This window comes from Dorea sp. AM10-31 (genome assembly GCF_003435815.1).
Taxonomy (GTDB): domain Bacteria; phylum Bacillota; class Clostridia; order Lachnospirales; family Lachnospiraceae; genus Dorea_D; species Dorea_D hominis.
In genome coordinates, this window is the sequence record NZ_QTUV01000002.1 from 180,078 (window position 1) to 193,893 (window position 13,816).

The 13,816-nt window shown below is 43.1% G+C and carries 11 protein-coding genes; all 11 read right to left on the minus strand.

Annotated elements, in window-relative coordinates:
* Positions 1-12 precede the first annotated feature (12 nt).
* The 11 genes from DW125_RS04025 to mutL all read right to left on the minus strand — a co-directional run bounded on the left by DW125_RS04025 (position 13) and on the right by mutL (position 13,813).
* The gene (locus tag DW125_RS04025; RefSeq protein WP_199537820.1) at positions 13-2,952 is read right to left on the minus strand and encodes a penicillin-binding transpeptidase domain-containing protein; all 2,940 of its coding nucleotides are present in this window, start codon (positions 2,950-2,952) and stop codon (positions 13-15) included.
* Positions 2,945-3,463 (minus strand): rod shape-determining protein MreD, encoded by a 519-nt coding sequence (mreD, locus tag DW125_RS04030; RefSeq protein ID WP_021860998.1) that lies wholly within the window; start codon positions 3,461-3,463, stop codon positions 2,945-2,947. Before mreD ends, DW125_RS04025 begins: the two co-directional genes overlap by 8 nt.
* 16 nt (positions 3,464-3,479) lie before the next feature.
* Positions 3,480-4,349 carry a rod shape-determining protein MreC gene (gene mreC, locus DW125_RS04035; RefSeq protein WP_021860999.1) on the minus strand — a complete coding sequence of 290 codons (870 nt, stop codon included), beginning with the start codon at positions 4,347-4,349 and terminating at the stop codon, positions 3,480-3,482.
* 1 nt (position 4,350) lies between these two features.
* Complete coding sequence (locus DW125_RS04040; RefSeq protein WP_021861000.1) at positions 4,351-5,373, minus strand: rod shape-determining protein; 1,023 nt, start codon at positions 5,371-5,373, stop codon at positions 4,351-4,353.
* A 17-nt stretch (positions 5,374-5,390) separates the two neighbouring features.
* On the minus strand, positions 5,391-6,092 hold the full coding sequence (gene radC, locus DW125_RS04045; RefSeq protein WP_117537200.1) for a RadC family protein: 702 nt from the start codon (positions 6,090-6,092) through the stop codon (positions 5,391-5,393).
* A 42-nt stretch (positions 6,093-6,134) separates the two neighbouring features.
* The gene (locus DW125_RS04050; protein ID WP_021861002.1) at positions 6,135-6,395 is read right to left on the minus strand and encodes a DUF4321 domain-containing protein; all 261 of its coding nucleotides are present in this window, start codon (positions 6,393-6,395) and stop codon (positions 6,135-6,137) included.
* 96 nt (positions 6,396-6,491) lie between these two features.
* A complete protein-coding gene (locus tag DW125_RS04055) occupies positions 6,492-8,117 on the minus strand; it encodes an NAD(P)/FAD-dependent oxidoreductase (protein WP_117537201.1) in 1,626 nt (541 codons plus the stop codon).
* Positions 8,118-8,146: 29 nt separating this feature from the next.
* On the minus strand, positions 8,147-9,412 hold the full coding sequence (locus tag DW125_RS04060) for an NAD(P)/FAD-dependent oxidoreductase (protein WP_021861004.1): 1,266 nt from the start codon (positions 9,410-9,412) through the stop codon (positions 8,147-8,149).
* Between the two features lie 22 nt (positions 9,413-9,434).
* On the minus strand, positions 9,435-10,718 hold the full coding sequence (locus DW125_RS04065; RefSeq protein WP_021861005.1) for a methionine gamma-lyase family protein: 1,284 nt from the start codon (positions 10,716-10,718) through the stop codon (positions 9,435-9,437).
* Between the two features lie 24 nt (positions 10,719-10,742).
* On the minus strand, positions 10,743-11,693 hold the full coding sequence (gene miaA / locus DW125_RS04070; RefSeq protein WP_021861006.1) for a tRNA (adenosine(37)-N6)-dimethylallyltransferase MiaA: 951 nt from the start codon (positions 11,691-11,693) through the stop codon (positions 10,743-10,745).
* Complete coding sequence (gene mutL, locus DW125_RS04075; RefSeq protein WP_021861007.1) at positions 11,693-13,813, minus strand: DNA mismatch repair endonuclease MutL; 2,121 nt, start codon at positions 13,811-13,813, stop codon at positions 11,693-11,695. The genes miaA and mutL overlap by 1 nt, the downstream gene beginning before the upstream one ends.
* Between the last annotated feature and the right edge of the window lie 3 nt (positions 13,814-13,816).

Below are 13,816 nucleotides of genomic sequence, written 5' to 3' on the forward strand. Positions count from 1 at the left end.
CACCTCTTTCTTTTAGTCGCCTCCGGAACCGCTTCCAATCGTTGCAGCTTCTCCGGTGATGATCTTCTTCTTGTCGCCTTTGTTGTAATAGTATTTCATAACATCTCTTCCGACTTCGGCCGCACGGGAAGAGCTGTATCCGTTTGCAATACGGATTGCCCATGCGACTTCCGGAGAATTGCTTGGCGCAAATCCGACAAACAATCCATGATCCGGATGTGTCTTTCCCTGCTGTGCAGTACCGGTTTTACCGGAAATTGCGAGATTTGTATGATTCAGGCTCGAGAAAATATCATTATGTTCCAGAAGTACCACATTACGCATACCTGTGTGTACTGCACTCCAAGTGGAATCCGGAACATCTGTGATCTTATTCTTTACTTTGGCTTTGTAAGATTTGATCCTCTTTCCTTTAACATTGGTTACTTTATCAAGAACTGTCAAATTGTATACAGTTCCTTTATTTGCAACAGTTGTAATATATCTTGCAAGCTGGCTGGTCGTGTAGTTATTTGTACCTTGTCCAATTGCTGACGGAACAGAAGAATCATCAGAAATCTGTGGCTGCGCCTCCGGAATCTCAATACCGGAAGTACTTCCAAGTCCGAATTTTTTCGCATATTTCTTCAGTACATTAAGTCCACGGTCGCTGGAATAATAAGAAGAAGTTGCTTTTCCTTCTGCATTGTCTGACTGTATCTGATTCAGTCCATTCTGTTTCAGACTCAGACGGTATCCGACTTCATAGAAGAAGCTGTTGCAGGAATGCTGGATTGCCTGTGAGACGTTCAGACTTCCATGCGCACTCGGATAAGCCCAGCATTTTGGATTCGGTGTTACTTTCTTATAAATACCGGAACAATTAATAATAGATGATGTTGTAATAACACCTTCCGATAATCCGGCAATTGCAGACAGTGGCTTGTATGTGGAACCGGGCGCTGTCTTTTCCTGCGTTGCACTGTTATATAACGGTCTGGAACTGTCATTTAACAGCTTGCTGTAATAATTGGAATCCATTGTATTTGCCAGCTTGTTATTGTCATATCCCGGATAAGATACACATGCCAGCACATCTCCATTATTTGGATCCGTCATGACAAGTGAGCCTGTAGATGGTTCCAGTCCCAGCTCGCCCGGCGTGATTTCCAGTTTCTTGATCTTTGCACGGATAAAATCATAAGAGCCAAGACTACCGGCTTTTAACTGTGCATACTGTGCATCACTCTTCTTCAGCACATTCTGCTCATATAACATCAGACAAATCTGGCGTCCGGTGATTGTACCGGCTTTGATCATGTACTTGTATATCATCTTATCAAAACTGCTGTTTGATTTCAGTCCGTCCATGATATACGAAACAAGTGCTTTGTATAGCTCTGTAGAATCCGAATATTTTCCGCTCTTCGGCATATAATTTGTTAATTTTGAAGTATCAATCCAGTTCTTGGAAATCGCATAGTTCAGATACTTTTTAATGTTGATTGTCTCAGAATCATGCCATGCTTTGTAAGTTTTGTCACTGGAATCGATTTTTCCTGAAAGCAGTACTTTATTATTGCTTGTCAGCATATCATTAACAAGGTAACTCAAGTATGCCTGATATTCCTTTGACTGATCTTTATATGCGGCAGCACCTGAACTGTTTAACATTTTTTTGAGCTTTTTAAGCACGGCTTTTTTATTGGATGAAAATGTTTTGTGAACTGCCTTTTCTGTAGACTTGGCATCATCATCCGAAAAATGTGTCATATCCAGAATATCATTGGAAATGAAGGAATTATATACATCACCAACCGGAATGATCACATCACTTCCGTCGGATACCTTCGTACGGTCATAATTCAAAGTATTCTGCAATTTACTTAATATAATTCCGGCAAGTTCCTGTTCCAGAATATTATAAGCTGCAACCTGCAGATCCGCATCAATTGTAAGATAAAGGTCGTTTCCTGCTTTTGCCTTCTTGCCCTGAACAGTATCCAGAACTTTACCTACGTTATTAACATACAGCTTGACTGTTCCTTTTTTACCTTTTAAGGTTGTATCCATTGTTTTTTCAATACCGGCTTTACCAACGGTATCGGTCTTATCGTATTCTTTCTGTTTTTTTTGGCTCAACGCATCGTATTCTTCCGTAGAAATCTGTCCGGTATAACCGATCAGATTGGCGAAACATTTGCTGTTCGTATATTTACGGAGTGATTTCTCATCGATATTGACTCCCTGTAAATGATCCATATTTTCCATTACATCTGCAACGGTATCATCGCTGACATCTTCTGCAATCGTTGTTGCAATGTATTTCTGATAACTGTTCAAAGCGATCGCATAGCGAATATTGATCAGCTTAAGAACACTCTGCTTATCCAGCTTCTTCTCATTGATTCCGTAACCACTCCGCTTGTCTGTGCAGAGGTAATGGATAATATCTGCAGCAGATTCATTTTTCTGCTCTTTGCTGAGCTCATCGATCGTCCTCTTGCCGTAAACATCGGCAACAAAACGAAGTCTCTGTGTATCTGATTCTGCGGCAAATACATATTCTTTATCCTTGTCAAGAATAATACCAAAATTATTGATCACCGTATCACCATTTGATTCAACCATCTTGATTACCGTTGTGATGATCTTGTTCAGAGCTTTGTTCTTTTCTTTTAAAGTATCATACTCTCCGTTATCTTCAATCGTAACAGAATATGCCAGTTCATTATAAGCAAGCAGCTTTCCGTTACGGTCATAAATATTCCCGCGGGTACCTTCAACATCTTTTGTTTTCTGGATTTGCAGTTTATAGTTATCCAGATATTCCTGCCCTTTTACAATCTGCAAATAAAAGACACGCTGTACCAAAACCGCAGACATAATACAGAATACAACAACGGCAACAAATATTCTGGATTTAAATATTTCTGCAATACGATCTCTCAATCGTTCGAATAAATTAGACAAATTTACTAGCACTCCTTTGTTCTTCTGATTCAAGTTTTCGGTTAATATGAAGGATCACCTGATAAAGGATCAGGGTTACCAGTATGGTGTATACAAGTTCCGGTATAATAATACTAAACAGGTATGTTCCAAATGCAAAGTCTCCCTGCAGCATATATACAAATACATAGATACAGATTCCATATAAGAATTCGCTTGCGGAGATCAGTACGATCGGAAGTTTGATATCTTCATCGTAAAAAAGGCGCTCAAACGAACCGTTCAGATATCCGATCACGGTATATAGCAGTGTATGAAATCCAAGGAGCTGTCCCCAGAATATATCTACTAAAAGTCCGGATATGGCACCGACAGCTATTCCGGATTTGCGTCCTCTCATAAATCCGAAGGAGGACGTTACTACGAGCATAAGATTCGGACTTACTGCACCGAATTTCAGTTTGACAAATAGCGTACTTTGCAAAAGGAAACTGATTAATATGATGAAAAAAGTAATTACTTTTCTTTTCATGAATCCTTACTCCTTCTTACTTCTTTTTTGACCGGCTGCTGATCATCTCCTGCTTGGTTTTTGTAATGACAAGCACTTCCTGGATCTTGCTGTAATCAACAGCTGGTGTAATATAACCAGAACGCGTCAGATTGTTGGAATCTACCTTCACTTCACTGACATATCCGATAAACAGTCCCTGTAAGTAGCGGTCACTGACGTGGGATGTGACAACCTGCTCTCCCACTTCAATCTTATTGTCGTTATTGGCAAGTTTTTCAAAACGAAGTCGTCCGTCAGAGGCAAGTTTTAAATCTCCGCGGACAATACAGGTATCTGAAGTAGAAAGCATCATTGCACTGACATTGCTTGCATCATCAATCAATGCACGAACTCTTGCATAATGTGGTCCGACTTCTGTGACAATACCGACCAGACCGCTTCCGGCAAGAACGTTGCAGTTCTTTTTGATACCGTCTTTGCTTCCCTTATCAATTATAAAATCACTGAACCAGTTCGTGCCATTATCGGCAATGACATGCGCTCCGATCTTCTTATAATCAGAGTAGTTTTCATCCAGTTTGTATAACTGCTTGAGCCTGTCCAGTTCATACTGTTCCTGACGGAGCCTTGTATTATCGGTTGTAAGCTCATCTACTTTTTTCTGTAATTTTTTATTTTCCTTCGTCATATCTTTCATTGTCTGAAAGTTTTTGGATACGTCACTCATCCATGTACCGGCATAGCTGATCCCTTTTTCCATTGGAATAACCGTATAGTTGGCAACAAAAGTAACCGGACCGGCATGGCCGGTAAAATGTTCAATTCCCATCAGAAGTATACAGACAACCGCTATGATCAGAAGCCAGTATTTGCTTGGAAGTGACGATTGATTCTTTATCTTCATATTATCTCATCCACCTATAATTTTGATCTAACATTGAGTATGCAAGTTTGCTTAATTCTTTTGATTTAATGATCTTCTCCAATCCGTTTACGACACAAATGTCCGGTTCCGACGACGTCGATGTATGGATACCGGTTGCCTTCTCGATATAGGTCTCAAGTCCCGGCATATATGCCATGCCACCAGTCAGGTAGATCCCGTTCTCATGAATCGCTTTGCGTACTTCCGGTGGTGTCCTGTCAAGTAAGGAATGAATGGCGCGTACGCAGTCCAGCAAAGGATCACGAAGCGCTGCACGGATCAATGTATAAGAAATTGTCTTACGCATTGGAAGTCCTGTGATTAGATCACGTCCTGCAACAGACAGTGCTGCATCTTTCTCGCCGGTAAAAACGCCGAAACGTTTTCTTAAGATCTCAGCTGTATGATGACCGATCAGGAAATCATGGCTGTGCCGCACCAGATTAACGATTGCCTGGTCATAGGCTGTTCCGCCGAGCTTTAACAGCCGGTTCAAAACCATACCGCCTTCTGCAAGAACCGATAGTTCTGTCGTCTCACCGCCAAAATTCACGATAAGCACACCCTTTGTCTCTTTGACATCAAGTCCGAGCCCGACTGCATCTGCAATGGAACGCTCCACGATGTTTACTTCTTTTGCCTTTGCAGTAGAATGGATCACCAGGTCAAAGAATGCCTTTTTCTCAACTTCTGTCACATCCGTCGGAACTGCGATTACATATTCCGAACCTCTGGCGAACTGTCTTCCTTTCTTCAACAGATTCTGGAGCAAAAACTGCATATCATTAAAATGGGAAATTACACCCTCCTTCATTGGAAATACAACATTAATGTTGTCCGGTGCTTTCTCATACATGCCATATGCATCATCTCCGACAGCGAAAATCTCCGTACCGTCTTTGATCGCAATTACATCTTTTTCTTTCCAGATCGTATCTTTTTTCTTATCATATACCTTGATCTCATAAGATCCAAGATCCAGTCCGTAAGTATTTCTTGCCATCTGATATTTATCCTTTCTCAAGCATTTTCTAATAGTCCTTCTTCGCGAAAGCTCATATAACAATGATTGCCAATAATAATATGATCTAACAAATCAATTCCAACCAGCGCTCCTGCCTGTGCGATACGACCTGTGATCAGTCGGTCATCCGCGCTCGGAGTCGGATCTCCGCTCGGATGATTATGTAACAGCACAATGGATACAGCTTCCTGTTTCAAAGCTTCCACAAAAAGCTCTCGCGGCGTAATGATCGATGCTTTCACTGTTCCTTTTGAAATGTTTCGTTCACAGATCAGTTCCGCTTTTGTATTCAGCATCAGAAGTTTCATAACTTCCTGACTCTCATGCCGTAAATCTTCCATATAATAATCAGCTATTGATGTGGGGGATGAAAATCTGAGATGCTCTTTCGCAGACGCTTTTGCCAATCGTTTTGCCAGCTCTGACAGACACAGAATCTGTATGGCTTTCACTTTCCCTATTCCCTTAAGCTTAAGAAGCCTGGGTAAGGAAAAATGGTGAATACCCAGAATCCCGTTCTGACCGGAATCATATAAGATCCTTTTCGCCAGTTCAACAGCATTCTCACCTTTGGTCCCCGTACGGAGAAACACTGCCAGAAGTTCGATATCTGTCAAACTCTCCGGTCCCATCTCCACACATTTCTCATAAGGCCGTTCCACACTTGGAATTTCTTTCATGGTATTTGATTGATTCATCTCATCTTTAGATTCGTACGACGATCCCTTTAAAATCTTAAATTAAAGGAAACGATAAATGAAAATTGCTACAATCACGCCAATGATGCTTGCAATGGTAATTTTAATTGTAAGTCCGAATGTCACAACAAGCAGTCCCAGATTCAGAACCACCGGATCATCCAGTCCGAACGTCTGTCCATAGCTGAGCCAGTTCAGTGAAGATACACCGTCTGCCAGCATGCCGATAAAACCACCAAGAACAATCCCTGCCAGTAATAGCAGAAATAAAGCCCAGGCGTTTTTGCCTCCTTTTCCCTTCATAATATGTACTCCTCCTCGTGTTTATCTCTTCGAAAAACTCAATACATTTTATCATATTTCCGAAAAAGTGTATAGAGTTATCCCATTAATTTTTTCTTAACATGTACCAGATATGTCGAAAGGACGGTAAACCCGGCTGATTGCTTCGGCTGTCTTAAGCCCGTCCATTGCAGCGGAAGTAATTCCTCCGACATACCCTGCGCCCTCTCCGCAAGGGTAAAGTCCGCGTACGCTGCTCTGCAGTGTCTCATCCCGCAGAATGCGTACCGGAGAGGATGTCCTGCTCTCCACTCCTGAAAGCACCGTGTCCGCATCCGCATATCCCTTTATCTTCTGATCAAACGAGCGTATCCCCTCTTCCAGTGAATCAGCGATCACTTCCGGGAATACCGGACGCAGGTTTGTCCAGTGATATGCACCTTTCATCTGTGGGGTAACTCTGCCTTCTGCTTCAGAAGCTTTGTCTTCACAGAAATCTCCGAATAACTGCACCGGGATTTTCCCTTCTCCTGCTCTGTATGCGGCTTCCTCGAGTTTCCGCTGAAATGCCATTCCTGCAAGTACATCATCCGTGCCGTAATCTTCCGGTGTTACCGTGACAATAACTGCACTGTTCGCATTTTGACCATCTCTGCCACTGTAACTCATTCCATTTACGGCAAGTCTTCCGGCTTCCGAAGATGCATTCACGACATATCCGCCCGGACACATACAGAAAGTATAGACGCCTCTTCCATTTTCCAGATTGACAGTCAATTTATATGGAGCTGCCGGAAGTCCATCCGGCTGTGCGCTTCCATACTGATTTTCATTGATCATGGACTGTTTATGTTCCACACGGACACCAACCGCAAAAGCCTTTGTTGTCATCGGAATTTCTTTTCTTTTCAGCATTTCAAATGTATCTCTTGCACTGTGTCCGATTGCAAGGACAAGTGCCTGCGTTGGCTTGTCTGTCACTTCGCCACTATGTGTATCCTGAAGTTTTATTCCGGTAAGCTTTCCCTCTTCTGTTAAAAGTTCTGTTACCTGTGTATGAAAATGGACTTGTCCGCCCAGACGGCAGATTTCTTCTCTCATACGTTTTACAACAACAGCAAGAATATCTGTCCCTACATGTGGTTTATTATCATAAAGAATTTTTTTAGGCGCTCCGAATTTTACAAATGTTTCCAGAACAGCTCTGCCTCTGCCCTCTTTATCGTGAACCAACGTATTCAGTTTTCCGTCTGAAAACGTTCCGGCTCCACCTTCTCCGAACTGGACATTGGAATTGGGCTTTAAAGAGCCTCCGTTCCAGAACGCTTCTACATCCTGCATTCGTGTATCCACATCTTCTCCCCGCTCTACAAGAACCGGTGCATAGCCCATTTTTGCCAGGCTATATGCACAGAATAATCCTGCCGGTCCGCTTCCGGCGATTATCGGCGCATGTGCAAGTGTTTCTGTGCCGGTTGGAACCGGTGCATATATCGGCTTTGCTTTGCAGACGTTTACATTTTTCGGCAGATTTTTCTTCTGTAATCCTGCTTCGTTTTTTACTGACAGTTCCAGTGTATAGACATAATACAACACCGGCTTTTTCCGTGCATCCAGAGAACGTTTTGCAATCCGGAATCCGATAAGGTCCTGCTCGCGGATGTGCAGTTGTTTCAAAGCTTTTTCCTTAAGACGCTTTGTTGTATGTGGAATCTGTAGTTTCAGATTTGAAATTTGGATCATCCGTTTTAACTCCTGTTATTTTATTACTTTTATTTTCCGGTGTTTTTCTTACCTGCGGCAGCACATCCGGCAAGATACCCACTTGCCCATGCCCATTGCAGATTGTAGCCTCCGCAGATGCCGTCAACATCCAGCAGCTCTCCGGCAAGATACAGGTCCTTACAGATACGCGACTCCATTGTATCAGATGCAATCTCTGTAAGATTTACACCTCCGGCGCAAACCTGTGCATTGTCAAACCCATTCGTGTCAGAAATGACAAGTTCCAACCTCTTTAATGTAGAAATAAGTCTATCCCAATCCGGTGTTTTCAACTTTTTCACATACAGTTTTTCCGGTATTCCGGCCGTTTTTAAAAGCACTGTGATTAGTTTCTGATTCAGAAGACCGAGTAGAAATTCGGAAACCATATAAGTTTCACGGTTCTGTGTACGTTTCTGTAAATAGGATTTTAATTCTTCTTCAGACATTCCAGGAAAGAAATCTATCCGTACAACCGGCGTCTTTTTCTCATACAAAAGTTTTGCCGCCAGACGGCTGATCTGAAATACCGGTATACCGGAAATGCCATAAGCAGTGATCTGAACTTCTCCGGTGTCGCTTCCGAGAATTACGGGGTGATTGTTCATATCGCTTCCATCAAAGATTTCAACTTTTGTTTCTGTGCGCACACCGGAAGCCTTTGCCAGTGGATGCGATTTTACTTTTAACTGCACAAGTGCCGGAACAACCGGAACAAGCGAATGTCCAAGCATCTTTGCAAGTGTATATCCGCTTCCGTCTGAACCAAGAACAGCCGCTGCGCGTCCACCACATGCGAGAATCAACCGATCGGCATGAATACTCATTCCCGGTGTATCTGTAAAAATGCGGAATCCTTTTTTATTTCGCTGCACTTCGGTTACATGAATGTCTGTCTTATATGTTACGCCCAGTGCTTTTAATTCAAGAATCAACAGCTGCTGGATTGTCTGTGCCTGATCCGATCTCGGATAGTAATAACCGTTCCGGTCTTTCGGATATACACCTAATTTTCGAAAGAAATCCAGCGTCTCATCTGTTCCGAATTTATCAAGAACACATGGTATCACATCTTTTGAATCACTGTAAAAACATTCTTTTTCCATATAAGCATTTGTGAAATTACAGCGACCGTTTCCGGTAGATAATAATTTCTTTCCTAATTGATTTTTATGTTCTAATATAAGAATCTCATGAGACGGATCTGCCCAGGCTGCTGCGATCGCTGCCGTCATGCCTGCCGCACCGCCTCCGATGATTACGATCTTTGCCATAAATACTCCTTATATTTATTGCTTATAATTTTACAATACCGGCTCTTACAAGATGTTCCAGAGACATCAGGATTCCAAGTTTTGCGCTTGGCCATGTTAAACCGCCCTGGAAATAAACCGCATACGGCGGTTTGATTGGTCCGTCTGCGCTCAGCTCAATCGAAGAGCCCTGTACAAATGTACCCGCCGCCATAATTACATCACTGTCATATCCCGGCATTGCCCACGGTTCCGGAGCAACATAGGAATCTACCGGTGCGGCCGCCTGGATACCATGACAAAAGGCAATCATTGCCTCGGCAGAGCCAAGTTCTACTGCCTGGATAATATCATGACGGCTTTCCGTTCCGTTTGGTACAACCGGGTACCCCAGTTTTTCATAAATTTTTGCCGCAAGAATAGCACCCTTTAATGCACTTGCTACAACTGTCGGGGCAAGGAACAGTCCCTGATAGAATGACTGCATGATTCCGAGAGATGCGCCGACTTCTTTTCCAAGTCCTGGAGAAGTCAGACGATATGCACAGTTTTCAATCAGTTCTTCTTTACCGGCAATATAGCCGCCGATCGGCGCAAGTCCGCCTCCCGGATTTTTGATCAGAGAACCGACAACCATATCCGCACCTACATCACTTGGCTCGATTTCTTCTACAAATTCTCCGTAGCAGTTATCAACCATGCAGATCACTCCTGGTTTGATCTCTTTGACAAAACGGATCACTTCCCCGATCTGTGCAACAGAAAAGCTCGGACGCGTCTGGTAACCTTTGGAACGTTGTACCGTAACCATCTTTGTTTTTTCATTGATTGCTTCACGGATGGAATCAAAATCAAATGTCCCATCTTCCAGAAGGTCTACCTGTCTGTAAGAAATCCCATATTCTGCAAGCGATCCTTTGGAAGGGCGGATACCGATTACTTCCTCCAGTGTGTCGTAAGGCTTGCCGCCAGCCGCCAAAAGCTCGTCTCCCGGGCGTAAATTCGCTGCAAGAGAAAGTGCCAGCGCATGTGTTCCACAGGTAATCTGTGGGCGAACCAGTGCACTTTCTGTATGGAAGACATCTGCGTAAATTTTCTCCAGTGTATCTCTTCCATGATCGTCATATCCATATCCGCTGACATAGTTAAAGCAGTCTGCACTTACGTGATTTTTCTGCATAGCGTGCAATACTTTTAACTGATTGTACTCGGCACGCTGATCAATCTCGCCAAAACGTTCTTTTAAATCTTTTTCAATAGTATTTCCAAATTTCAGTACTTCCGGGCGAATACCCATTTTTTCATACATATTTGTAATCTCTGACATGTTCTTATCCTCGCATTATATATATTATTTTTTTTCTGCTTTCCACGGGAGTTTTGAAAGCATTTCGTCTAAAATCTGCTCCGCATCATAACCAAATGACTGTTTGTTGATCCAGATTACATCCCGCTCTCTCTTAAACCAGGTGAGCTGACGTTTGGCGAAATGCCTTGTATCCCGCTTAATTGTATAAATAGCTTCTTCCAGCGTACAATTGCCATCCAGATAATCCAGAATTTCTTTGTAGCCAAGTCCCTGCATGGAAACAAGCTGCTTTGTGTAGCCCTTGTCTTTTAAAGCCTGTACTTCATTTACCAGACCTTCCTCAATCATTTGATCGACACGTCGGTTAATACGTTCGTACAGATGTGCTCTGTCATCTGTCAGCACAAAATAGGCAAATGCATACGGGGACTCCCTTTGACGCTGTGTCTCGTTGTGTTCGGAAATTCGTTTTCCGGTCTGCTCATAAAATTCCAGCGCACGTATCACACGCTTGATGTTATTTGGATGAATCATTTCAGCAGATGCCGGATCAACCAAAGCAAGCTTCTCATGCAAAGCTTCTGCTCCATGTTCTCTGGCATAAGCTTCCAGTTCTTTCCGGCATGCATCTTCTTTTTCATTTTCATCAAAATCAATATCATAAAGCAATGCCTGGATATAGAAGCCGGTTCCACCGGTAACGATCGGGATATGCCCGCGTTCCCAGATTTCCCGCATCGCTTTTTTGGCAAGCTGCTGAAATTTTACAACATGAAATTCATCATCCGGCTCCAGTACATCAATCAGGTGATGCGGTATGCCTTCCATCTCTTCTGGTTTTATCTTCGCAGAACCGATATCCATATGCCGGTAAACCTGCATCGAGTCAGCAGAAATAATCTCGCCGTCAACTGCTTTTGCAAGTCCGATGGAGGCCTTTGTCTTGCCAACGGCCGTCGGACCGGTAAGAATGATCAATGGTTTTTTCTTCATTATACAATCCTCTTAAATTTCTTTTCTAACTCCCGTTTAGTCATGGAAATAATCGTCGGTCTTCCGTGTGGACAATGATACGGATTATCCAGAAGAAGCAGTTCGCCGATCAAGGTGTCGACTTCTGCAGCAGAAAGACTCATATTGCCTTTTACAGCCGCTTTGCAGGACATAGACGCAATCTTCTCATCAATCAGGTCGGACGGCTGGTTTCTGTTAAGCTCATCCGATAAATGGTCAATCATTTCCAGAAGCAGATCTTTTTTGGCAATGCTGAACAGATTATCCGGAACACTTCTTACCGCAAAAGAATCCTGCCCGAATTCTTCAAACTCAAATCCAATTCTTGTAAAGCGATCCATGTACTGTCTGAGCAGCTCCGCCTCTTGCATCGTCAGGTTCAGAATGATCGGCGGGCTGATCATCTGGGATGTGAATTCCCGGTTTTTCATTTCCCGCAATGTCCGTTCATACAGAACTCTTTCATGTGCTGCATGCTGGTCGATAATATACAGACTATTTTCGAACTGGACAAGCCAGTAGGTATCGAAAATCTGCCCAATCAACGTATAATCTGCTTTTCGTTCTTTGTCAAGAAAACGATCTTCAAAGAGATCCATCTGTTCCGGTTTTTCATTTGCTTTGATGTCAATACCTTGTTCATTTGCTGTTGTCTTTTCAGTCGTTGTTTTAGCAGTTCCCGGTATTTCTGGTGTTACATCTGTCTTTTTAGGAAACTCTTGTTTTTTCGCATCCCTTGCAGTCGCTTTGTACTGCGAAACCGCTTCTCTTATCCGGTCTGCCTGCCGTTCAGGCTTAAAAATATCTGACCGGCTCTTTACTTCCGCAGATGAATTCTGCTGGTGATAAGATGTTACACGCTTTTTCATCTGTTCCATGAAATAATCCAGATTCCTCTCTTCTTTCGGCGGTATTTTCGATTTTTGTTTCACCGGTGTCTGCACCCCAGCCCACATTTCTGATTGCGCTGCCTGTTTTGTCATATTCCCGGCAGTTGATGCAAAGCTGACCGAAGATCCGGTTGTACGGAAATTTTGCTTTTCCTTCGTTACCGGCACAACCTCTGCCCTCGGCACTTTCGGCTCATCTAGTGTCACCTTCGGAATCAGTTCTCTTCCGTGAAGTGCCGAGTCGATTGCTTCATAGAGTGTATTATACACTTCCTGCTGATTGTTAAACCGAAGCTCCATCTTTGTTGGATGGACATTCACATCTACATGTTCTCCATCAATCGTAATGTGAAAGACAGTAAATGGGAACTTATGCTGCATGGAAAAATCTTTATATGCATCTTCAATGGCACGGTAAATAATATTACTTTTCACGTAGCGGCCATTAATAAAATAATTTTCAAAATTACGGTTTCCTCTGGAAATGAGCGGCGCTCCAATGTAGCCGCTTAAGGAAAGCCCGTTATTCTTATATTCCAGAGGAATGAGATTAGCAGTAATCTCTCTTCCATATACGTGATAAATGACATCTTTTAAATTTCCATTTCCGGATGTATGCAGTCTGGACTGCCCGTTATTGATGAACTGGAAAGAAATCTCCGGGTGCGACAGTGCAAGTCTCGTCATCAGATCGCCGACATGGCTTGCTTCGGTGATCGGTGTCTTCAAAAATTTCCGTCTTGCCGGTACATTATAAAAAAGCTGACGGATCAGAAATGTTGTTCCATCCGAAGCTCCGGTATCTTCCAGTCCTTCTTCTTTTCCACCGGCGATCTGGTAACGCGTTCCAAGAAGCTGTTCCTTTGTTTTTGTAATCATCTCGACCTGTGAGACAGCCGCAATACTGGACAACGCTTCACCACGAAAGCCTAAAGATGCAATATGTTCCAGATCTTCGGCAGCGCGGATCTTGCTCGTAGAATGTCTGAGAAATGCATTCTGAACATCGTCCCGTGCAATTCCGCAGCCGTTGTCAGCAATGCGCATATAAGAAATGCCGCCTTCTTTGATCTCTACAGTCACAGAACCGGAACCGGCATCAATGGCATTTTCTACCAGCTCTTTTACGACAGAAGCCGGACGTTCAATCACTTCTCCGGCTGCGATCTTATCGATTGTTATCTGATCTAATACATGTATGTTTGACATAAA

Bases quoted from the DNA above. Each gene is read 5' to 3' on its own strand.
- mreD (WP_021860998.1), bottom strand. From the start codon at position 3,463: ATGAAAAGAAAAGTAATTACTTTTTTCATCATATTAATCAGTTTCCTT.
- mreC (WP_021860999.1), bottom strand. From the start codon at position 4,349: ATGAAGATAAAGAATCAATCGTCACTTCCAAGCAAATACTGGCTTCTG.
- DW125_RS04040 (WP_021861000.1), bottom strand. From the start codon at position 5,373: ATGGCAAGAAATACTTACGGACTGGATCTTGGATCTTATGAGATCAAG.
- radC (WP_117537200.1), bottom strand. From the start codon at position 6,092: ATGAATCAATCAAATACCATGAAAGAAATTCCAAGTGTGGAACGGCCT.
- DW125_RS04050 (WP_021861002.1), bottom strand. From the start codon at position 6,395: ATGAAGGGAAAAGGAGGCAAAAACGCCTGGGCTTTATTTCTGCTATTA.
- DW125_RS04055 (WP_117537201.1), bottom strand. From the start codon at position 8,117: ATGATCCAAATTTCAAATCTGAAACTACAGATTCCACATACAACAAAG.
- DW125_RS04060 (WP_021861004.1), bottom strand. From the start codon at position 9,412: ATGGCAAAGATCGTAATCATCGGAGGCGGTGCGGCAGGCATGACGGCA.
- DW125_RS04065 (WP_021861005.1), bottom strand. From the start codon at position 10,718: ATGTCAGAGATTACAAATATGTATGAAAAAATGGGTATTCGCCCGGAA.
- miaA (WP_021861006.1), bottom strand. From the start codon at position 11,693: ATGAAGAAAAAACCATTGATCATTCTTACCGGTCCGACGGCCGTTGGC.
- mutL (WP_021861007.1), bottom strand. From the start codon at position 13,813: ATGTCAAACATACATGTATTAGATCAGATAACAATCGATAAGATCGCA.